Source organism: Achromobacter sp. DMS1, from assembly GCF_001270295.1.
This window is the reverse complement of record NZ_LHSJ01000018.1, coordinates 1-19,444: the sequence shown is the minus strand read 5'-3', so window position 1 is coordinate 19,444 and position 19,444 is coordinate 1. Positions and strand designations below refer to the sequence as shown.

The 19,444-nt window shown below is 67.3% G+C and carries 20 protein-coding genes and 1 riboswitch; of the genes, 10 read left to right on the top strand and 10 right to left on the bottom strand.

Annotated elements, in window-relative coordinates; translation table 11 throughout:
- Positions 1–36 precede the first annotated feature (36 nt).
- Positions 37–128: riboswitch (TPP riboswitch) on the bottom strand.
- A gap of 78 nt (positions 129–206) precedes the next feature.
- Genes AD428_RS03795 through AD428_RS03785 form a run of 4 tightly spaced genes read right to left on the bottom strand, consistent with a single transcriptional unit; the run spans position 207 to position 2,592 of the window.
- Entirely contained in the window at positions 207–1,175 is a 969-nt protein-coding gene (locus tag AD428_RS03795; RefSeq protein ID WP_053244239.1) for a Bug family tripartite tricarboxylate transporter substrate binding protein, read from the bottom strand.
- Positions 1,176–1,209: 34 nt separating this feature from the next.
- Positions 1,210–1,395 carry an alpha/beta fold hydrolase gene (locus tag AD428_RS26985; protein ID WP_200907987.1) on the bottom strand — a complete coding sequence of 62 codons (186 nt, stop codon included), beginning with the start codon at positions 1,393–1,395 and terminating at the stop codon, positions 1,210–1,212.
- On the bottom strand, positions 1,395–1,955 hold the full coding sequence (locus AD428_RS26980; protein WP_200907986.1) for an alpha/beta fold hydrolase: 561 nt from the start codon (positions 1,953–1,955) through the stop codon (positions 1,395–1,397). The genes AD428_RS26985 and AD428_RS26980 overlap by 1 nt, the downstream gene beginning before the upstream one ends.
- Before the next feature lie 40 nt (positions 1,956–1,995).
- Positions 1,996–2,592 carry an amino acid synthesis family protein gene (locus tag AD428_RS03785; protein WP_053244238.1) on the bottom strand — a complete coding sequence of 199 codons (597 nt, stop codon included), beginning with the start codon at positions 2,590–2,592 and terminating at the stop codon, positions 1,996–1,998.
- A 108-nt stretch (positions 2,593–2,700) separates the two neighbouring features.
- Between AD428_RS03785 and AD428_RS03780 the strand changes: the two genes are divergently transcribed.
- From AD428_RS03780 to AD428_RS03760, 5 genes are all read left to right on the top strand, one after another.
- Positions 2,701–3,597 (top strand): LysR family transcriptional regulator, encoded by an 897-nt coding sequence (locus AD428_RS03780; protein ID WP_053244237.1) that lies wholly within the window; start codon positions 2,701–2,703, stop codon positions 3,595–3,597.
- Positions 3,598–4,014: 417 nt separating this feature from the next.
- Positions 4,015–5,073 carry an ABC transporter substrate-binding protein gene (locus AD428_RS03775; protein WP_053244236.1) on the top strand — a complete coding sequence of 353 codons (1,059 nt, stop codon included), beginning with the start codon at positions 4,015–4,017 and terminating at the stop codon, positions 5,071–5,073.
- A gap of 31 nt (positions 5,074–5,104) precedes the next feature.
- Positions 5,105–6,169: an ABC transporter ATP-binding protein gene (locus AD428_RS03770; RefSeq protein ID WP_053244235.1), complete on the top strand. Its 1,065-nt coding sequence runs from the start codon at positions 5,105–5,107 to the stop codon at positions 6,167–6,169.
- A 3-nt stretch (positions 6,170–6,172) separates the two neighbouring features.
- A complete protein-coding gene (locus tag AD428_RS03765; RefSeq protein ID WP_082308244.1) occupies positions 6,173–7,915 on the top strand; it encodes an ABC transporter permease in 1,743 nt (580 codons plus the stop codon).
- A gap of 61 nt (positions 7,916–7,976) precedes the next feature.
- Positions 7,977–8,786 carry an aldolase/citrate lyase family protein gene (locus AD428_RS03760; protein WP_053244234.1) on the top strand — a complete coding sequence of 270 codons (810 nt, stop codon included), beginning with the start codon at positions 7,977–7,979 and terminating at the stop codon, positions 8,784–8,786.
- Here AD428_RS03760 and AD428_RS24325 read toward each other — a convergent pair.
- Together AD428_RS24325 and AD428_RS03745 are read right to left on the bottom strand one after the other, a co-directional pair.
- Positions 8,701–9,717, bottom strand: a complete 1,017-nt coding sequence (locus AD428_RS24325; RefSeq protein ID WP_082308243.1) for a LysR substrate-binding domain-containing protein — start codon at positions 9,715–9,717, stop codon at positions 8,701–8,703. The genes AD428_RS03760 and AD428_RS24325 overlap by 86 nt on opposite strands.
- A gap of 229 nt (positions 9,718–9,946) precedes the next feature.
- A complete protein-coding gene (locus AD428_RS03745) occupies positions 9,947–10,666 on the bottom strand; it encodes a Crp/Fnr family transcriptional regulator (RefSeq protein WP_235489025.1) in 720 nt (239 codons plus the stop codon).
- Between the two features lie 183 nt (positions 10,667–10,849).
- On the opposite strand from AD428_RS03745, the gene AD428_RS03740 reads away from it, so the two are divergent.
- Positions 10,850–12,058: an ABC transporter substrate-binding protein gene (locus AD428_RS03740; RefSeq protein WP_082308242.1), complete on the top strand. Its 1,209-nt coding sequence runs from the start codon at positions 10,850–10,852 to the stop codon at positions 12,056–12,058.
- Positions 12,059–12,119: 61 nt separating this feature from the next.
- The gene (locus AD428_RS03735) at positions 12,120–13,034 is read left to right on the top strand and encodes a 3-keto-5-aminohexanoate cleavage protein (protein WP_053244231.1); all 915 of its coding nucleotides are present in this window, start codon (positions 12,120–12,122) and stop codon (positions 13,032–13,034) included.
- A gap of 30 nt (positions 13,035–13,064) precedes the next feature.
- Here the strand turns inward: AD428_RS03735 and arsB are convergent, their stop codons facing one another.
- From arsB to AD428_RS03715, 4 genes are all read right to left on the bottom strand, one after another.
- Entirely contained in the window at positions 13,065–14,144 is a 1,080-nt protein-coding gene (arsB, locus tag AD428_RS03730) for an ACR3 family arsenite efflux transporter (protein ID WP_053244230.1), read from the bottom strand.
- On the bottom strand, positions 14,144–14,650 hold the full coding sequence (locus tag AD428_RS03725; protein WP_053244229.1) for an arsenate reductase ArsC: 507 nt from the start codon (positions 14,648–14,650) through the stop codon (positions 14,144–14,146). Before AD428_RS03725 ends, arsB begins: the two co-directional genes overlap by 1 nt.
- A gap of 60 nt (positions 14,651–14,710) precedes the next feature.
- Complete coding sequence (locus AD428_RS03720) at positions 14,711–15,037, bottom strand: ArsR/SmtB family transcription factor (protein ID WP_053244228.1); 327 nt, start codon at positions 15,035–15,037, stop codon at positions 14,711–14,713.
- Between the two features lie 97 nt (positions 15,038–15,134).
- Entirely contained in the window at positions 15,135–15,788 is a 654-nt protein-coding gene (locus tag AD428_RS03715) for an alpha/beta fold hydrolase (protein ID WP_053244227.1), read from the bottom strand.
- Between the two features lie 422 nt (positions 15,789–16,210).
- Between AD428_RS03715 and groES the strand changes: the two genes are divergently transcribed.
- The 3 genes from groES (at position 16,211) to AD428_RS03700 (ending at position 19,311) form a co-directional block, all read left to right on the top strand.
- A complete protein-coding gene (gene groES / locus AD428_RS03710; RefSeq protein ID WP_053244226.1) occupies positions 16,211–16,498 on the top strand; it encodes a co-chaperone GroES in 288 nt (95 codons plus the stop codon).
- A 37-nt stretch (positions 16,499–16,535) separates the two neighbouring features.
- On the top strand, positions 16,536–18,176 hold the full coding sequence (groL, locus tag AD428_RS03705; RefSeq protein WP_053244225.1) for a chaperonin GroEL: 1,641 nt from the start codon (positions 16,536–16,538) through the stop codon (positions 18,174–18,176).
- Between the two features lie 214 nt (positions 18,177–18,390).
- Positions 18,391–19,311 (top strand): YihY/virulence factor BrkB family protein, encoded by a 921-nt coding sequence (locus tag AD428_RS03700; RefSeq protein WP_053244224.1) that lies wholly within the window; start codon positions 18,391–18,393, stop codon positions 19,309–19,311.
- The last annotated feature ends 133 nt before the right edge of the window (positions 19,312–19,444 follow it).

Genomic DNA, 19,444 nt, shown 5'->3' with positions numbered 1-19,444 from the left:
GCCCGCCCGTGCCGGCGGCGCCGGCATGCGCCCCCTCGTCGAGGTCAATGCTCTTCTTACGCCGGCATGAACCGGGTCAAGTTCGCGGGTCTGGATCTCAGCACTGGCGTGCACCCCGGAGCAAGCGCAATGTTAACCCGCAATGACGAGGGCGCCTAAATAGGGACAGCGGCGGCGCGCCGTCCCGCTATCGAAACCGCCGCCCCTCAAGCGGCGTCGATGCGGACCCGGCCCGACCGCAGCAGCTCGGAGATTGCCTGCACCTCGGCCACCAGGCGCTTTTCCAGGTCCGCCGGCGTGCCGCCGACCGGCACGAACCCCTGCTCCAACAGCCTGGCGCGCACGCCGGCGTCGGTCAGCGCCTGGTTGATGGCGCGGTTCAAGGCGGCCACCGCATCGTCCGGCGTACCCGCGGCCACATAGGTGCCGAACGCGATCTCGGCCTCGAAGCCCGGGAAACCCGCCTCGCCCACCGTGGGCACGTCGGGCAGGCGGTCGAGCCGCCCGGCGCTGGTCACCGCCAGCGCGCGCAGGCGGCCGGACTGCACATGCTGCTCGGCCGCCGCCACCGTGGCGAAAACGAACTGGATCTGCCCGCCCAGCAGATCGGTCATCATGGGCCCGGTGCCGCGATACGGCACGTGCAGCACGTCGATGCCGGCCCGGCTGCGGAACCGCTCGGTGGCCAGGTGCTGCGGCGTGGCATTGCCCGGCGACCCGAAAGTCAGGTCGCCCGGAGAGCGTCCGGCCCATTGGACCAGCTCCTGCAGCGTCCGGGCGGGTGCCTTGGGATTGACCACCACGAGATAGGGCGAGCGCGCGATCATGCACACGGGCTTCAGCTCCGCGCCGATCTGCGAAACCGGGCGGCTGTAGTAGCGGACCGACGGCACCAGCCCCGAGAACAGCAGCGTATTGCCGTCCGGCGCCGACTTGGCCACGTACTCCGCGCCCACGATGCCGCTGGCGCCCGGCTTGTTTTCCACCACGACCGTGCGGCCCAGCAGCTTCTCCAGGCTGAAGCCCAGCGCGCGGCCCAGCACGTCGGTGCCGCCGCCCGGCGGAAACGGCACGATCACGTGCAGCGGCGCCGCGGCCGCCTGCGCGCGCAGCCCGCCCAGGCAGGCCAGCGTGCCCAGGGCCCCGAGCGCCGCGAGCATTTGTCTGCGTTCCATGAGTTGTCTCCTTTCTTTATGCGTGCGGACGGGATCAGGCGGCCTGGCCGACCGCCCTGCCGTCCAGGAAAGCTTCGAGCGCCGCCGCCACCCTCGGCGCGTTCTCGACCGGCAGCATGTGCTTCTGCTCCGGCACCACGTCCAGCATGGCGCGGGGAATGGCCGTCGCCAGCTCCGCGGCCATGCGCGGCGTGGAGCCCGGGTCTTGCGCGCCGGTCATCACCAGCGTCGGGCACGCGATGCGGGGCGCGGCCTGCGGCAAGACGTCGCCGCCGGCGGCGAACAGGCGGTATGCCGCCAGGAAGTCCGGCTGCCGGTTGTCCAGCAGGCGCCGCCTGAAAGCGGCCACGCGTCCGGGGCGCGCCTGGCGGAACGCCGGCGAAACCAGCGCTCGACGGAGGCATCGGCCGCGGCCTCGCGGTCGCCGCTCTCGGCCTGCCGCAAGCGGGCCTGCACCGCCTGGATTTCCGCCGCATCGCGCCGGAACACCGTGCTCATCAGCACCAGCCTGCCCAGCTTGCCGGGATGCCGGGCCGCAAAGCGCCCCGCCACCAGACCGCCCATGGAATAGCCGAGCACGCAAGGCCGTTGCAGGCCCAGGCCGTCTATCACCGCTTCCAACTGGGCCACATACGCGTCCAGATCGGGCTGCCCGTCCGGCAACGGCGTCGCGCCATGGCCCAGCATGTCGTAGCGGATCACTTCGCAGACGCCGTCCAGCGCCAGCGCAAGCTCGTCCCACATGCCGCGATCCAGCCCCACCCCGTGAATCAGCACCACGGGCGCGCCGAGCCGCTGCGCGACACGCCGCTCAGCGGATTCATGCCTGCCCGCCGGGCTGCGCGCCCAGTTCCTGCATGTCCTGGTAGCGGTCGCCGATACGGTGATGCGGCCGCCCGCCCACGCTCGCGCCCAGGGCCACGACGATCTCGCCCGCGGCAGGCGCATCGGCAATCGTGGTCTGCACCGTCAGGTAATGCGAGCGCATGCCCTCGTCATTCTTGTGCATCATCGGCACCACGATCGGGCAGCCCATGGGGCCGCGCGAATTCGTGAAACTCAGGTAGCTGGTGCCGCCCACCGCATTCCGGTACTTGTTGCCGAAACGCAGCGTGTGGATCAGCGCCGACGCATGCTCCACCTCTCCGTCCGCGCCCACCACGGCGGCCTTGCCATAGCCCTCGACGCGCTCGCCCGAACCCGCGTGGCGCAGAATTTCCCCGACCAGCAGCTCGCCCAGCGGCGGCGCGATGCGCAGGATCTCCGGGCGCAGGTCTTCGGTGAACGGCTTGCCCGCCCACGGATTCTTCACCACGGCGGCGCTCAGGATCATCAGCAAGGGCCGGGCCGCCTCCTTGCCGCCTTCGATGCGCGTCTCCTCGATGTAGGAAACGACTTTGCGTACTTCCAGTGCCATGTGGCCTCCCTTGGTTGCAGCGTTATGGTCGGGGGGCCGGGAAGTTTTGGCAAATCAAATTAATGAAAATAAAATTCAGAAAATCCAAATTAAGCCGCGAGTTTCGCCATGGAGCCCTTCAAGATCCAGCACCTCCGCCAGTTCGTGGCCGCCGTGGACAGCGGCAGCTTTCTGGCGGCGGCCCGCGCCACGTTCCGGTCCCAGGGCGCAGTGTCGGCCGCCATGGACGATCTGGAGCGGCAGGTCGGCGCCCCCCTGTTCGAACCCGGCAAGCGCGCGCTGCCCACGCCGCTCGGCCTGAGCCTGCTGCCGCTGTTCCGCGAGCTGCTGGCCGTGCACGACCGCGTCCGCCTGGAAGCCAGCGAACTCGCCCAGGCCCGGCAAGGCTCGGTGGCCCTGGCGGTGATGCCCTCGCTGGCCGACGAGTGGTTGCCCGACATCCTCTCCCGCTACGCGCGCCAATGGCCGCGCGTGCGCCTGCGCGCCGTCGACATCCCTTCGCAGGCCGTGCGCCAGATGGTGCTGAGCGGCGAAGCCGACATCGGCATCGCCGGCCTGCTGGCCGACGACCCGCGGCTGGAGTTCCGCCCCCTGGCGCTCGATGAGTTCGGCATCATCTGCCCCGCCTCGCACCGCCTGGCCAGGCTGCCGCAGCCGGTGGACTGGGAAGCGCTGCAAGGAGAACGGCTGATCGGCAACGCCACTTTCGAGGCGCTGCGCCATCCCGACATTCCGCCCTGGATCGCCGACCCCGGCATGGTCGTCACCAACCGCGCCTCCCTGATCGCCAGCGTGCGGGCCGGCCTGGGCGTCACCATCCTGCCCATGCTGGCCCGGCCCGCACGCAAGCACAGGCTCGCATTCGTGCGCCTGCACCGGCCGGTCATTGCCCGGACGGTGGGCCTGCTCACCCGGCCCGGGCAAACGCTTTCGCCCGCCGCGCAGTCCATGTATGGGTTGCTGGTGGAACTGATGGGAGAACCGGCGCGGGCATTGCGCCGATGACGACGCCGGGGCGACTCCCATCGTGCCTCGACGCCGCGACAGCTTTTACTCCACCCAGGCAGAGCGAGCCCAGATAGCGCGCAATCGTGCTTCGTCGCGTTTGAGCCGTTCCGCCCAGCCGGACATCCGCTGGCCGCGCTGGCCGCGCCGCGGTATGACGTGACGCATATGGGCGCCGCCTCGCAGCGGCATCCCGCCGGGCCTCGCGCGGCCGCCCTGGACACACAATTTCACGGCTCCGGGCCATCCAAATGCGACGGCCCGCATCAAGCGCCGCGAGCCCCCTCCATGAATCCGAAATTAGCGCCCCGCTAACGCCGCGTTCCGCTATTTCAAATTCCGGGCGCAACCGGCTTCGACCATACTGGGGCCGCGTCGAGACAGCGCGACGGTTCTCGACAGATGCCGGAGAAAGCCATGGTTGCGTTCCTGTCGAACAAGGGCGTGCGCGCCCTGTTGTTGCCGCTGTTGCTGGCATGGCTGTCCCTGACCGGCGGCCAGTCCGCCCGGGCGGCGGACCCTGAGCTCGAAGCCGCCGCCAGAAAGGAAGGCAGCCTGGTGGTGTACGGCTGCGATCCGCCCCAGACGCCGGTCTACCTGGAAGCGTTCAAGAAGCGCTATCCCGGCATCCAGGTCAGTTCCTACCTGGCGGGTTGCTGGCAGATCTATAACCGCCACGTCACCGAGCGGGGCGCGCGCAAGCAGGCCGCCGACGTCTTCTTCTCGCTGGAAGACGTGTTGACCCGCATGCAGGACGAAAGGCTGCTCGCGCCCTATCGTTCTCCCGAACTGAAGAACTTCCCGGCGTCCGCGGCGCCGGAAGGCAAGGACTTCCAGCGGGTCAAGGAACTCATTCTCGGCATCGCCACCAACAAGAGCTATCTGGACGGCGTGCAGCCGCCGCAGGACTGGTTCGACTTCGCCAATCCCCGTCCCGACTGGAAAAACCTCATCACGTTCTACGATCCGCGCACCTCGTCGGCCGCGTTCTCGCTGCTCGCCGCGCTGTACCAGAACTTCGGCGAAGAAAAGACCATGTCCATCTACCGGGGCCTGGTCCAGTCCGGAGCGGAGCTGACGCCGACCACGCCGGCGGGTCTTTCCAAGCTGCTGTCGGGCGAACGGCCGCTGATGTTCTACGTGGTCAACAACCACTACAGCGGCGCGGTCGCCAAGGGCGCGCCGCTGGAGTTCATCGTGCCGAAATCCGGCACGGTGGCCACGCCGTTCTCGGTGGCGGTGCTCAAGGATGCGCCGCACCCGGCCGCGGCCCGGCTGTTCGTGGATTTCATGATGAGCGACGTCCAGGACATCGTGCAGAAGGCCAACGAATATGCGCTGCGCAACGGTTCCGCCCCGCCGCGCGGCATGCCTGAGCTGGCGTCGGTGAAGACGCTTCCGCTGGACATCGCCGCGGCGCTGCGCGACCAGGAAAAGCTCATCGGCATGTGGAAGCGCGCCACCGGCATCCAATAGCCCAGCCCCCGTTCCCAGGCAATCCCTACTCATGTCCATCGTCCTCCAGGGCCTGGAAAAGGCGTTCGGGCCCAGCCGCGTTCTGCAGGGCGTGACCGAAACCTTCGACCAGGCGCGCATCTCGGTGCTGCTCGGGCCCAGCGGCTGCGGCAAGACCACCACGCTGCGCTGCATCGCCGGCCTGGAGCGCCCTTCGGGCGGCCGCATCCAGATCGACGGCCGCACGGTCTATCAGGAAAGGCCCGCCGTATGGGTAGCCCCGGAGCGGCGCAACGTCTCGATGATGTTCCAGTCGTATGCCATCTGGCCGCACATGACCGTGTTCGACAACGTCGGCCTGCCTTTGCGCGCGGCAGGCGTCGACCGGCGGCGCATCCGCCAGGCGGTTACGGCCACGCTGGAACTGGTGGGCCTGGACGCCTATGCGGCGCGCAACGCGACGCAGCTCTCGGGCGGACAGCAGCAACGCGTCGCGCTGGCCCGCTGCATCGTGTCCGAATCGCCGGTGATCCTGATGGACGAGCCGCTCAGCAACCTGGACGCCCGGCTGCGCGTGGCCATGCGCTCGGAGATCCGCGACCTGCAGAAGCGGCTGGGCCGCACCATCCTGTTCGTCACGCACGACCAGGAAGAGGCCATGTCTCTTGCCGATACGCTTTACCTGTATCGCAACGGCAGCGTGGTGCAGAAGGGCGCGCCCAAGGACGTGTATGACCATCCCGCCAGCGGCTATGCCGCCGAGTTCCTGGGGCGCGCGAACCTGATCGGGGAATTCGACTGGAGGAGCGCCGGCGACGCCTCCGAAGTGGTGCTGCCCGGCGGCGCCGTGCTGCGCACCGGGCTGCGCGAGCGGCCCGCCGAAGGCGCGCGGCTGTGCATCCGGCCGGAAAAATGGCGCATCGTGGACGCCGACGGGCCGGACGTGCTGCGCGGCCGCATCGAGCAGGCGAGTTTCGTCGGCGACCGCACCGAGTACCGCGTCGCGACCGATGCCGGCAGCATGCTCGCCGTGCAGCTGGACGGCGAACTGCGCCAGCCGGGCGAGCAGATTGGGCTGGCGGTGCGCCCCGGCGACATCGGGATCGTGCGGGAGTAGCCCATGCTGACCCGCGCCACCCCGCCGTCCCCGGAATCGCTCCAGACCGCCGCCGGCGGCGCGCTGCGGCAAAAGCTGCCCATGCTGCTGTACACGCTGCTGCTAGGCGTGTTCGTGACCGCGCTGATCGTCGCGCCCCTGGCCTCCATCCTGTACCGCTCGGTGGTCGATCTGGACGGCGGCGGCATCCGCTTCACCAGCCGCTATTTCGAGGCCGTGCTGGGCGGCGAAGTCTATTGGGTCGCGCTGTGGAACACGCTGCTGGTGTCGCTGGGCGCATCGCTGGTCGCCACCGCCATCGGCGTCGTGCTGGCCTGGCTGTTCGTGCGCACCGACGCGGCCGGCGGCGCCATGCTGGAGTGGGTCTGCCAGCTTCCCATCTTCATACCGCCCTTTGTCGGCGCGGTGGCCTGGTCGCTGCTGGCGGCGCCGCGCAGCGGCATCATGAACCGCCTGCTCGTCTCCGCCGGGCTGCCGGGCGCGCTCGACGTCTACAGTCTCACCGGCATCCTGCTGGTGATCGGAATGTACCTGGCGCCCTATGTGATGATGATCGTGGCCGCCAGCCTGCGCAGCATGGATCCCAGCCTGGAAGAGGCCGCCCAGGTGTGCGGCCTGACGCGGCTGCAGACGGCGCGCCGCATCACGGCGCCGCTGCTGGCGCCCGCCATCCTGTCGGGCGCCGCGCTGGCCTTCACGATTGCGCTGGGGCTGTTCGGCACGCCGGTCGTGCTGGGCTGGGCGCGGCAGATCCTGATGCTGACTTCGCGCATCTGGATCAGCTCCCAGGAGGTGCCGCCGGCCTATGGCGTGATGGCGGTGCTGGCCATCTACCTGCTGTTGCTGTCCAGCCTGGCCACGTGGCTGCAGCACGCGGCCCTCCGGGGACGCTCGTACGTCACCGTGAGCGGCAAGGGCTACCGGCCCGCCCTGCTGGGCCTGGGCGCCTGGCGCTGGCCGGCCAGCGGGCTGGCGCTGCTCTATGTCGCGGGCACGATCCTGGCGCCCATCGCCGTCCTGGTGGCGGCCGCGTGCTCGCGCTACACCTGGTCGGGCCAATACGATCTGGCCAACATGCTCGCCGCGCTGTCCACCGACGACGTGTGGTTCACCCTGCGCAACAGCGTGACGATCTCCGTGCTTTCGGCCACGGCCGCCACCGTGGCGGGCATCCTCATCTCCTGGGCGGTGGTGCGCACCCGCCTGCCCGGCCGCGACCTGCTCGAATACCTGGTGCTGCTGCCGATCTCGGTTCCGGGCATCGCCTTCGGCGTGGGATTCATGCTGGTGTGGATCGGCCTGCCGCTGCCCGTCTACGGCACCATGCTCATCATCATCCTGGCCTTCGTGGGGCGCTTCACCGCCTATGCCGTGCGCTCCATCTCCGCCAGCCTGGTCCAGGTCCATCCAGAGCTGGAGGAAAGCGCGCGCATCTGCGGATACGGGCCGATCCGCACTTTCACGCGCATCACCCTGCCGCTGATCCTGCCCAGCATCATCGCGGCCTGGATGCTGCTGTTCAGCTTCTTCATGACCGAGCTGTCCATGGTGGTAGTGCTCTACACGGCCCAGAACCGGACGTTCTCCGTGCTGGCCTTCGAGGCCTGGAACGTGGGGGACTTCTCCCGACTGGCCAGCTATTCCCTGCTGCAGATGGCGGTGGGCATGGCGTTCATGGCCGCGCTCAAGCTGGTTCTGCGCCGCCGCGCCGCGCCCCGCGCGCTGCGCCCCCTGACGCCGGCCTGAGATCCGTTTCCCGTTTACTGCCGCCCATGCGTGGCGGGCATCATTCAATGGAGAAAGTGCGATGAAACCGAAAAACCTTCTGATGGAAACCATGCAGTCCGGCCGCACGGCGCTGGGCGTCTGGGCCAACGACCCGGAAACCGTCGAACTGTGCGCGCACCTGGGCCTGGACTGGATCATGATCGACATGATGTTCACCGGCATGGACTTCCGCGACGTGCAGAACATGATCCGCGCCTGCGAAGGGTCGGGCATCACGCCGGTGGTGCGCATGCATACCAACCCCTGGCACGGCTACGACGCGCGCATCGGCGTGGACCTTTCGCGCCTCCAGGGCATTGGAGCGGAATACGTGCTGATTTCGCACTCCGGCCTGCGGGAAATCGCCGAAGCCCTGGAGATCGCCAAAGACTGGCATCGCCGCGCCTTGTGGGTGCACCCTTTCAGCGGCAGCGAGTGGGCCGCGCGCACGGACGAAATGGCCGCGTCCACCTACATCATTCCTCACATGGAAAGCCAGGGGGCCATCGACGACTTCGACGACATACTGGACCTGCCCGACCTGAAAATGTTCTTCTTCGCCATGACCGACCTGAGCAAGGTGCTGGGCGGCAATGCCAAGAAACCGAACTTCGACGCTCCCGAGCTGTGGCGGATGGTGGACAAGGCGGTGAGGAAAGCGCGCGAACGCGGCATCATGCTGGGCGCCAACACCAGCTACGCCTACACGCTGGACGAAATGCGCCAGCGCGTAAAGCGGCTGCACGACGCCGGCTTCAATTTCATCATGATCCAGGGCGCCCAGTTCCTGCTCCAGGTGGCCATGATGGAGTTCCTGCCCCGCGTGCGCGCAGACCTGGGGCTGGATTGACGCCGCCCGCGCGGGGCTGCCCGCGCCGCTGGCCGCCGGCGGATTCCTCGACGAACATATCGACCAGTTCCCGCGCGAACGGCTCAAGCTCGTCCAGGCTGCGCATGCAGACGTTGAGCCTGCGGGCCGCCCAGCCGTCCGAGAGCCGGATCACCGAGATCTTCCGGGTAAGGGCGCTGGCGTCGGCCACCGACCGCGCTATGACGCCGATACCCACGTTGGCCTCCACCAGCCGGCAAACACTGTCGAAATTTCCCACCTCGGCGCGGAACCTGAACGGCCTGCCCACGCTGGCCGCGGTATGCACCAGAAAGGAATGGATCGCGCTCCATTCCGACAGTCCGACATAGCAGTAGTCCAGCGTGTCGGAAAACGCCACCTCCGCGCGGCCGTCCAGGGGATGGCCATGCGGCACGATGAGCGCCAGGTTGTCCTCGCGGCACGGCAGGAATTGCAGGTTTTCGCAGGGCGGACGTCCTCCCACCACGCCCAGGTCCGCCGCCCCTTCCGCGATCGCCTTGACGATCTGGTGGCTCAGCCGCTCGCGCACCTCGATGTCCACGTCCGGATGCAGCGGTAGAAAGCGCCCGAGCACGGCGGGCATCACATCGGCCATGGAAGTGGTGTTGCCCATTATCCGGATCAGCCCCCGCGCACCGCGCTCGAACTGCTGCATGTCGGTGTGCACGCGCTCGGCCTGGGCCATCATGGCGTGGGCGTGCCGCTTCAGCGCCTCGCCCGCTGGGGTCAGCGTTACCCCCTGGTGCGTGCGGTAGAGCAGCCGGGTGCCGAAGGCGTCTTCCAGATTCTTGATCCGTATGCTCGCCGCGGGCGCGGACAGGTGCGACTTCTCCGCGCCGCGCGTCAGGCTGGAGGAATCGCCTATGTTGATGAACAACTGCATATCCGTGAGATCGAAATGGATAGACATGGCAACTACCCCTTGTGACGCGATTCGCGCATCATTGCGCAGCATGCGCGGCCAATGCCGCGAAGATCGCCCATGATCGGCCCGAATGCGGGCCGGGCGCCGATCCTCCTCCTGCCCGGCTTGCGCCGCCGCGGAGCGGCCCAGCCTGTGGAAAAGTGTACTGTCGAAATGCCGCGCAGCAGGCGCATGGGCCGTGCGGTCCCGCGGTCCGGGCGCGTGCGTCCGCCCCCTATTCCACGGATTTGCGCTCGATCTCCGCCTGTCGGTGCAGCGCGTCACGGTCGAGAACGGTGAGGCCGCCATAGTGCGTGCGCAACACGCCGGCACGGGCCAGCCGCATCAATGCCGCATTGCAGCGCTGGCGCGACACGCCGCACAGGCTGGCGATTTCCTCCTGGGACATCCGCAGGCGCCCGCTGGTGTCCGAATGCGATTGCGCCGCGAGCTGCGCCGCCACGGCGCGCGCCACCATGGTGTCCACGTCCAGCAGCACATTGCCGGTGTAGCTCGCCATCAGCCAGTCCACCCGCTGCGCCAGATGTTCCATCAAGGTCTTGGTGAACGCGATGTTGTTGTTCCACAGCCGCTCGCAGGTGTCGCGCGGCAGTATCACCACGCGGCTCGGCCGCAAGGCCACGACCTCGTACTCGAAACGCGCGCCCCGGATCATGGTGGCCTCGCCGAACCAGCTTCCCGTGCTGAAGCCCGCGAGCGACAGCGTCTTGCCGTCGGCCCCGCGCGACGACCATTTCACGAGCCCATCCACCACGCCGTACCAGCCGGGCGAGCGCTCGCCCGCGCGAAACAGGTACTCGCCCGCCCTGAGCGACACCATGCGGAGCGCGGCGCGGATTTCCGCGCGCTCCGCGTCCGGCAGGCCGTTGTACCAGGGCACGACGCCCAGCATCGTGTCCACCGCGTTTTGCGCCTGCCGCTGCCGCGCGCTCAATGGTTGCTCCCCCGTGTCCGCAGACGCCATGCGCATCGCTTCCTCATCGCCGGCCACGTGGCCTGGCCCAGGTAAACCCTAGGGTTCTTTGTCACCATGGTGACTGTCTGCGCGACAGACCCGGCCACAGAATAAGGAAGCCCGTCGGGCCAAAAAACATAAGAGGAGACAGGAATGTTGTCAATGTCGCGCGCGATGTCCGCCGCCGCAGTCTGCTGCGCCGCCCTGTCCGCAGGGCCTGGCGTTGCCCATGCTCAGGTTTCGGACGACGTCATCCGGATCGGGTTCATCACCGACCTGTCGGGCGTGTACTCGGGCCCGGACGGCCCCGGCGGCGTGGAAGCCATCAGGATGGCCATCGAGGAGATGGGCGGCGCGATCGACGGCAGGAAAATCGAGCTGCTCACCGCGGACCACCAGAACAAGGCCGACATCGCGTCGGCCAAGGCGCGGGAATGGTTCGACCAGAAGGGCCTGGACATGCTGATCGGCGGCACGAACTCCAGCGCGGCGCTCGCCATGTCGCGCGTGGCCGCCGAGAAGAAGAAGCCCATCATCGTGGTCGGCGCCGGCGCCCCGGCGCTCACCAACGAGCAGTGCACGCCCTATACCCTGAACTACGCCTACGACACCGTCGCCCAGGCGCGCGGCACCGGCGGCGCCGTGGTCAAGACGGGCGGCAAGACCTGGTACTTCCTGACCGCGGACTATGCCTTCGGCCACGCCCTGCAGGCCGACACGACCCGCGTGGTCCAGGCCGCGGGCGGCGCCGTGCTGGGCTCGGTCAGCCATCCGCTGTCGGCGAGCGACTTCTCCTCGTTCCTGCTCCAGGCGCAAGGCAGCAAGGCCGAAATCCTGGCCCTGGCGAACGCCGGCGCCGACGCCACCAACGCGATCAAGGCAGCCAACGAGTTCGGCGTCACGCAGACCATGAAGCTGGCCGGCCTGATCATGTTCATCAACGACATCCACGCCCTGGGGCTGCCGACGGCGCAGGGCATGTACCTCACGGATAGCTGGTACTGGAACGGCTCGGACGACGCCCGCGCCTGGAGCCGCGAGTTCTACAAACGGCACAAGGCCATGCCTTCCTCGCTGCAGGCCGCCGACTACTCCGCGACGCTGCAATACCTGCGCGCCGTCAAGGCCACCGGCACCGACGACGCCGAGCAGGTGCTCGCGTACCTGCGCGCCAACAAGCTGAACGACATCTATCTCAAGGACGGCGTGGTGCGCCCCGACGGCCGGGTCGTGCATGACATGTACCTGCTGCAGGTCAAGACGCCCGGCCAGTCCAAGGAACCCTGGGACTATTTCAACGTCGTGCAGACCATCGACGGCAACGAAGCCTTCACGAAAAAGGCCGAGAGCCGCTGCGCGCTGTGGAAATGAGCAGCACCCGCGCGCCCGCCCCCGCGCGGTCCCGCCCGACACACACCCGAGAGAGCCCCCCATGGCAAAACGCAAAGTAATCGTCACCATCGCCCCGACCGGGGGCATGGCATTCAAGAGCCAGAACCCCCGCCTTCCCACCCAGCCCGCCGAAATCGCCGAAGACGTCTACCGCTGCTACAACGCGGGCGCCAGCGTGGCCGCCCTGCACGCGCGCCGGCCCGACGACCAGGCCACCTGCGACGCGTCGATCTACCGCGAAATGAACCGGCTTATCCGCGATCGCTGCGACATTGTGCTCAACAACTCCACCGGCGGCGGCGTGCACGGCGACATGGTGAAAGAAACCTCGCCCGGCACCTGGGAGATCTTGTGGGAAGAACGGCTCAAAGGCATGGACGCGGGCGCCGAGATGTGCACGCTCGACGCCACCACGCTGAACCTGGCCTTCGGCGACCGCGAATACCTGATGAACACGCCGCTCAGCAAGGCGCGCGAACTCGCCGCCGGCATGAAGGCGCGCGGCATCAAGCCCGAATGGGAGGTGTTCAGCCCCACCCACATCATCCAGGACGCCACCACCCTCATCAACGAGGGCCTGGACGACGGGCCGCCCTTCATCAACCTGGTCATGAACGTGCACCGCAACTTCCAGAACGCCATGCCCTTCTCGCCGCGCCATCTGCAAATGATGGTCGACCTGCTGCCCAGGAACAGCGTCTTCTGCGTCAGCGGCATCGGCCCGTCGCAGCTCGAGGCGAACATCAGCGCGCTGCTGCTGGGCGGCCACGCCCGCGTCGGGCTGGAAGACAACCTCTACTACCGCCACGGCGAGCTGGCCAGCAACGTGCAGCTCACCGAACGCATCGTGCGCATCATCCGCGAGCTGGACATGGAGCCGGCCACCCCGGCCGAGGCGAGGGAGATCATGGGCCTGCCGCGCACCGACGGCCCCCGGCCGGAATTCGCGGTGTGAGCATACGCTGCAAGCCGCCGCCCGCCCCCCTCACTTCCGGCCGGCGCCCGCCTCGTACCAGCGTTTGCTCCGGTTGACCAGGTGCACGACCAGCAGCATCGCCGGCACCTCGACCAGCACGCCGACCACGGTGGCCAGCGCGGCGCCCGAGCGGAACCCGAACAGGCTGATCGCGGCCGCGACGGCCAGCTCGAAGAAGTTGGACGCCCCGATCAGTGCGGACGGACACGCAACGCTGTGCCGCTCTCCCGCCCGGCGGTTGAGCCAATAGGCAAGCCCGGCGTTGAAGAAGACCTGGACCAGGATAGGCATCGCCAGCATGGCGATCACCAGCGGCTGGCGGATGATGGCCGCGCCCTGGAACGCGAACAGCAGCACCAGCGTCGACAGCAGCGCAGCCATGGAAAAAGGCCCGATGCGCGCCAGAGCGGCCTCGAAGGCCGCCTGCCCGCGGCGCAGCAGCGAGCGGCGCCACAGCTGGGCGAGAATGACCGGGACGACGATGTACAGCCCCACGGACACGAGCAGCGTATCCCAGGGCACGGTAATGGACGAGAGGCCCAACAGCAGGCCCACGATGGGCGCGAAGGCGAACACCATGATCAGGTCGTTCAGCGCCACCTGAGACAGCGTAAAGACCGGATCGCCGCCAGTAAGCCTGCTCCACACGAAAACCATGGCCGTGCAGGGCGCCGCGGCCAGCAGGATCAGTCCGGCGACGTAGCTGTCCAACTCGCTGGCCGGCAGCCATGGTGCGAACACCTGGCGCACGAACAGCCAGCCCAGGAACGCCATCGAAAACGGCTTCACCGCCCAGTTGATGAACAGGGTCACGCCCATGCCGCGCCAGTGTTGCCGGACCTGGCCCAGCGCCCCGAAATCCACCTTCAGAAGCATGGGAACGATCATCACCCAGATCAGGGCTCCGACGGGCAAATTGACCTGCGCGACTTCGAGGCGCCCTATCGCCTGGAAAACCGCGGGCATGAGCCGACCCAGGACGACCCCGAGCACGATGCAGAAAAATACCCACAGCGACAGGTAGCGTTCGAAGACGCCCATGCCGGCGCGCGGCCCCGGAGCGGGCGCCGTGTCACAGCGCAACGACATCAGGCTGCTCCCGCCATCCGGCCAATGCCGCCCAATTCGGCCTGCATCGACAGCGCATCCAGGCGCTCGAACGGCAGGCGCGCAAAAAGCCCGATACGCCGCTTGAGCGCGCGCGCCGTGTCGTGGAATGCCTTCCGGCGCTCGTCTTCGTCTCCTTCGACGGCAGCGGGGTCGGGAATGCCCCAATGCGCCGTCATCGGGTGGCCGGGCCAGACGGGACAGGTTTCGCCGGCCGCGTGGTCGCAGACCGTGATGATGAAATCCATCTTCGGCGCGCCGGGAGCCGCGAACTCGTCCCAGCTCTTGCTCCGATAGCCGTCGGTGGGCAGGGCGTAGGACTGCAGCGTGGCCAGGGCGAGCGGATGAACCTCGCCCCTGGGAGCGCTGCCCGCGGAGTACGCCCGGAAGCGCACGCGGCCCAGGCCATTGAGCAGGCCTTCGGCAAGAATGGAACGGGCGGAATTGCCCGTGCAGAGAAACAGCACGTTATAGGGAGAGTGCAACATCGGCGCTCCTGGCGGCAGGCGGGCCGTCTCCGGCTGGGACGGCCTGTATGGACAGGCACATCAACACGACGCGCAACTCCCGGGAGCAGACACTTCGCAAGGCTCGCCCTGGCAGCAATACTCGGTCAGATAGCCAAGCAATCCGTTCATCCGGGAAAAGTCGGCGCGGTAAATCAGGTTGCGGCCTTGCTGCTCCACCGAAACCAGGCCGGCATGCGACAGCGCTTTCAGGTGAAACGACAGCGTATTGCGAGCGACGCCCAGCTCATCGGCAAGGTCGCTGGGCGTCCGGCCGGCCGGGCCCGCCACGACCAGGGCGCGGAAGACCCGCAGCCGTTGGGCATGAGCCAGGGCCCCCAGCGCGAAGACAGCCTGATCTTCATTCATGATTCGATAATACAACGTTTATTGAATTAATGTTCGCCGCGACAGGGAAACCAGGCAGTCCTGCGGCATTGGCGAACAGCCCGCAGGCCGGTGCGCCCTACGCGTACTCCAGCAGAATCCTCGCGCAAGCCTCGGGCGCCAGCCTTGGAATATCGTGCGCGCAATCCAGGCGATACGTGGCCCATTCGGGGTCCTGCCGCAGGCGTTCGTACTGCTCAATGAACGGGCTTCCCTCCCATCCGAACGCGGCGATGAAAGCCTTGCTGCGGACCTTGCGCCAATCGCCCGTCAACCTGATCGCCTGCAGAAAAGTGGCGATGGGATGAGGACGACACCGCCTGTCGAGGTGCGCCGCGGGCGCGCAGTTCAGACCGTCGGCGGCCACGCCCGCAATAAAGCGGTCCCGGTAATTGCGGGTGGTGAGCGACCAGACCGACGCGCCGTCATCCGGTACGTAGGCATCGGCGTACACCAGCGCCTTCAGGCGCGACGGCTCCTTGTCCGCCGCGCCCGTGACGACCATGCCCCCGTATGAATGCCCGACCAGAATGGCGGGCGCATCGCCTCCGCGTATCGCCTGCACCGCTTCATCGATGTGCCGGTCGAGGTTAACGCCCGCCGCCGGTTCGTCGCCCAGCCCCGACAGCGTGAGCGCCTGCACGTCGTGGCCTTCGCCCGACAGCGCCTCGCCGACGGCATCGAAAGCCCAGCCCCCGTGCCAGCCGCCCGGCACCAGTATGAATCTCGCCATTTGCTCTACCCTCTCGGAGGTGCGTGTCGAACCGGCGCGCGCAGGGTCGCCTCGCAAACCAAGCTCTCCAGACGGGAACAGTACACCTTCGTGGGCATCCCCGGGCCAGATAAATCTGAGCAGGCGAGGCATCAGAGCCGGTCGGTGAGGCGCCAGATGCATTGGGTATCCCACCAGGCTTGCCCCATCACATAGGATGCGCGCCAAAATGCCAAGAATCCCTCGAGTGAAGTCTGCCGGAGATCCACTTGACGGAACTGCTCAGGCCCTCCATTCTTATCAAAATGTAACAACCCCATCCCACCCCTTGAACCCTCGGAACTCATCCCTATAATTAGCACTCGACACCGGCGAGTGCTAACAACGCTTCGCCGGGGCTAACCGAACTGATCAACATCTTCTATAGATACAGGAGTTCCCCCATGGCCCTGCGTCCCCTGCACGATCGCGTGATCGTCAAACGCCTGGACAACGAGCGCAAGACTGCCTCGGGCATCGTCATCCCTGACAGCGCCGCTGAGAAGCCGGACCAAGGCGAAGTCATCGCCGTCGGCCCGGGCAAGAAGACCGAAGACGGCAAGGTGCTGCCGGTCGACCTGAAGGCGGGCGACAAGGTGCTGTTCGGCAAGTACGCCGGCCAGTCCGTCAAGGTCGATGGCGAAGAACTGCTCGTCATCCGCGAGGACGAAATCCTCGCCGTGATCCAGTAATACTGCCTAACCGAAGAATCTAGGAAGGAAGCTAACAATGGCTGCCAAGCAAGTACTGTTCGGCGACGACGCCCGCGTGCGCATCGTCCGTGGCGTGAATGTCCTCGCCAACGCTGTCAAGACCACCCTGGGCCCCAAGGGCCGCAACGTCGTGCTGGAGCGCTCGTTCGGCGCCCCGACCGTGACCAAGGACGGCGTGTCCGTGGCCAAGGAGATCGAACTGAAGGACAAGTTCGAGAACATCGGCGCGCAACTGGTCAAGGACGTTGCCTCCAAGACCTCCGATAACGCCGGCGACGGCACCACCACCGCCACCGTGCTGGCCCAGGCCATCGTTCAGGAAGGCCTGAAGTACGTTGCCGCCGGTTTCAACCCCATCGACCTGAAGCGCGGCATCGACAAGGCCGTGGCCGCCGCCGTCGAGCAACTGAAGAAGCAGTCCAAGCCGGTCACGACCAGCAAGGAAATCGCCCAGGTCGGCTCCATCTCGGCCAACAGCGACAGCTCCATCGGCCAGATCATCGCTGACGCGATGGACAAGGTCGGCAAGGAAGGCGTCATCACCGTCGAAGACGGCAAGTCGCTCGAAAACGAGCTGGACGTCGTGGAAGGCATGCAGTTCGACCGCGGCTACCTGTCGCCCTACTTCATCAACAACCCCGACAAGCAAGTCGCCGCGCTGGACGATCCGTACGTCCTGATCTTCGACAAGAAGATCAGCAACATCCGCGACCTGCTGCCGGTGCTGGAGCAAGTGGCCAAGTCGAGCCGTCCGCTGCTGATCATCGCCGAAGACGTCGAGGGCGAAGCCCTGGCCACCCTGGTGGTGAACAACATCCGCGGCATCCTGAAGACCACCGCCGTCAAGGCTCCGGGCTTCGGCGACCGCCGCAAGGCCATGCTGGAAGACATCGCCATCCTGACGGGCGGCACGGTGATCTCGGAAGAAACCGGCATGTCGCTTGAAAAGGCCACGCTGCAGGATCTGGGCCAGGCCAAGCGCATCGAAGTGGGCAAGGAAAACACCACGATCATCGACGGCGCCGGCGACAGCAAGTCGATCGAAGCCCGCGTGAAGCAGATCCGCGTGCAGATCGAGGAAGCCACGTCCGACTACGACCGCGAGAAGCTGCAAGAGCGCGTGGCCAAGCTGGCCGGCGGTGTTGCCGTGATCCGCGTGGGCGCTGCCACCGAAGTCGAAATGAAGGAAAAGAAGGCCCGCGTCGAAGACGCCCTGCACGCGACCCGCGCTGCGGTGGAAGAAGGCGTGGTGGCTGGCGGCGGCGTTGCGCTGCTGCGCGCCAAGCAGGCCATCGCCGACCTGAAGGGCGAAACGGCCGACCAGAACGCCGGCATCAAGCTGATCCTGCGCGCCGTGGAAGAGCCGCTGCGCACCATCGTCACCAACGCCGGCGAAGAAGCCAGCGTGGTGGTGAACAACGTGCTGAACGGCAAGGGCAACTACGGTTACAACGCCGCGACCGGCGAGTACACCGACCTGGTCGAGCAAGGCGTGCTGGATCCCACCAAGGTGACCCGCACCGCCCTGCAGAACGCCGCGTCCGTGGCCAGCCTGCTGCTGACGGCCGAGGCCGCCGTAGTCGAACTGGCCGAAGACAAGCCCGCTGCCCCGGCCATGCCCGGCGGCATGGGCGGCATGGGCGGCATGGACTTCTAAGTCCCGCCGTCACGGCCCTGCCAGGCCCGGGCTTGCCCGGGCCGAGCAAATCCTGAGAACCCCCGGGTCCTTCGCCCCCGGGGGTTTTCTTTTTTGCGCGGACAAGACCGCGGCCGGCCCCGGGGCGCCGCGCGTACGTTTTCCAACAATCTGACAGTGTCGGGCGCAAGCATGCGTCCCTACAATGAAGGCTTCCAGTCTGCGAGCCTGTTCCATGCGTCTGCCCTCCCACCTGCTGCGTGCGCTGCGCCCCTCCGAGATCTGGGGGCTGCTGATGGATTCCGCCAAGCAATGGTCCGCCCATCGCGCGTCGAGCAAGGGCGCGGCGCTGGCGCTGTACATGGTGTTCTCTCTGGCGCCGATGCTGATCCTGGTGATCGCGGTGGCGGGCGCGTTTTTTGGCGAAGACGCGGTGCGATCGGAGCTGTTCGCGCAGTTGCGCGACCTGACGGGCGAGCGCGGGGCGGAGGTGATACAGACGGTGCTGGCCAGCGCGCATGAGTCGGGCAAGGGCTGGATCGCGGCGCTGATCTCGATTTTCGTGCTGATTTTCAGCGCGACCACGGCGTTCGCGGAGCTGAAGGCAAGCCTGGATGATCTGTGGGACGCCTCGGCCAATGCGCGGGGCGGGCTGCACGGCATGGTGCGCAGCCGGATGCTGTCGTTCGGGCTGGTGCTGGTGCTGGCGGTGTTCCTGCTGATTTCGCTGTCGGCGAATGCGGCGCTGGGGGCCGCGAGCAAGTACTACGGCGATCTCTGGGCGGCCTCGCAGCTGGCGATGGCGGCGCAATGGCTGTCGTCGGCGTTTTCGTTCTGCATCGTGGTGGCGCTGTTTGCGGTGATCTATAAGCTCCTGCCCAGCGCGACGATTTCCTGGCGCGACGTGATACCGGGGTCGGTGGTGACGGCGGCGCTTTTCCTGGTGGGCAAGTGGGCCATCGGCCTGTACCTGAGCCGGGGCGCGGCCGTGTCGGCCTACGGAGCGGCGGGGTCGCTGATCGCGCTGCTGCTGTGGATCTACTATTCGGCGCAGATTTTCTTTTTCGGGGCGGTGTTCACGCGGCAGTTCGCGCTGCGGTTCGGCAGGACGGAGCCGGTCAGCGCTGCGCCAGGCGCTCCGGAAGACGCACATTGAGCCGGGCGCCCCACGCGCCCATGTCTTTCCACAGCGCATCGGGAACCGGCAGGCCGTGCCGGCTGCGCTCGGCCTGCGCCTGGGCCTCGGGGGTCGCCGGCAGGCGCGGTCCGGCCGGGCTCGCCGCGCAGTT

What these genes read in the sequence shown, in the direction of transcription:
- AD428_RS03735 (WP_053244231.1), top strand. Translation starts at nt 12,120, where the DNA reads ATGGCAAAACGCAAAGTAATCGTCACCATCGCCCCGACCGGGGGCATG.
- arsB (WP_053244230.1), bottom strand. Translation starts at nt 14,144, where the DNA reads ATGTCGTTGCGCTGTGACACGGCGCCCGCTCCGGGGCCGCGCGCCGGC.
- groES (WP_053244226.1), top strand. Translation starts at nt 16,211, where the DNA reads ATGGCCCTGCGTCCCCTGCACGATCGCGTGATCGTCAAACGCCTGGAC.
- AD428_RS24325 (WP_082308243.1), bottom strand. Translation starts at nt 9,717, where the DNA reads ATGTCTATCCATTTCGATCTCACGGATATGCAGTTGTTCATCAACATA.
- AD428_RS03725 (WP_053244229.1), bottom strand. Translation starts at nt 14,650, where the DNA reads ATGTTGCACTCTCCCTATAACGTGCTGTTTCTCTGCACGGGCAATTCC.
- AD428_RS03700 (WP_053244224.1), top strand. Translation starts at nt 18,391, where the DNA reads ATGCGTCTGCCCTCCCACCTGCTGCGTGCGCTGCGCCCCTCCGAGATC.
- AD428_RS03795 (WP_053244239.1), bottom strand. Translation starts at nt 1,175, where the DNA reads ATGGAACGCAGACAAATGCTCGCGGCGCTCGGGGCCCTGGGCACGCTG.
- AD428_RS03765 (WP_082308244.1), top strand. Translation starts at nt 6,173, where the DNA reads ATGCTGACCCGCGCCACCCCGCCGTCCCCGGAATCGCTCCAGACCGCC.
- AD428_RS03760 (WP_053244234.1), top strand. Translation starts at nt 7,977, where the DNA reads ATGAAACCGAAAAACCTTCTGATGGAAACCATGCAGTCCGGCCGCACG.
- AD428_RS03720 (WP_053244228.1), bottom strand. Translation starts at nt 15,037, where the DNA reads ATGAATGAAGATCAGGCTGTCTTCGCGCTGGGGGCCCTGGCTCATGCC.
- AD428_RS03775 (WP_053244236.1), top strand. Translation starts at nt 4,015, where the DNA reads ATGGTTGCGTTCCTGTCGAACAAGGGCGTGCGCGCCCTGTTGTTGCCG.
- AD428_RS03715 (WP_053244227.1), bottom strand. Translation starts at nt 15,788, where the DNA reads ATGGCGAGATTCATACTGGTGCCGGGCGGCTGGCACGGGGGCTGGGCT.
- AD428_RS03740 (WP_082308242.1), top strand. Translation starts at nt 10,850, where the DNA reads ATGTCGCGCGCGATGTCCGCCGCCGCAGTCTGCTGCGCCGCCCTGTCC.
- groL (WP_053244225.1), top strand. Translation starts at nt 16,536, where the DNA reads ATGGCTGCCAAGCAAGTACTGTTCGGCGACGACGCCCGCGTGCGCATC.
- AD428_RS26985 (WP_200907987.1), bottom strand. Translation starts at nt 1,395, where the DNA reads ATGACCGGCGCGCAAGACCCGGGCTCCACGCCGCGCATGGCCGCGGAG.
- AD428_RS03770 (WP_053244235.1), top strand. Translation starts at nt 5,105, where the DNA reads ATGTCCATCGTCCTCCAGGGCCTGGAAAAGGCGTTCGGGCCCAGCCGC.
- AD428_RS03785 (WP_053244238.1), bottom strand. Translation starts at nt 2,592, where the DNA reads ATGGCACTGGAAGTACGCAAAGTCGTTTCCTACATCGAGGAGACGCGC.
- AD428_RS03780 (WP_053244237.1), top strand. Translation starts at nt 2,701, where the DNA reads ATGGAGCCCTTCAAGATCCAGCACCTCCGCCAGTTCGTGGCCGCCGTG.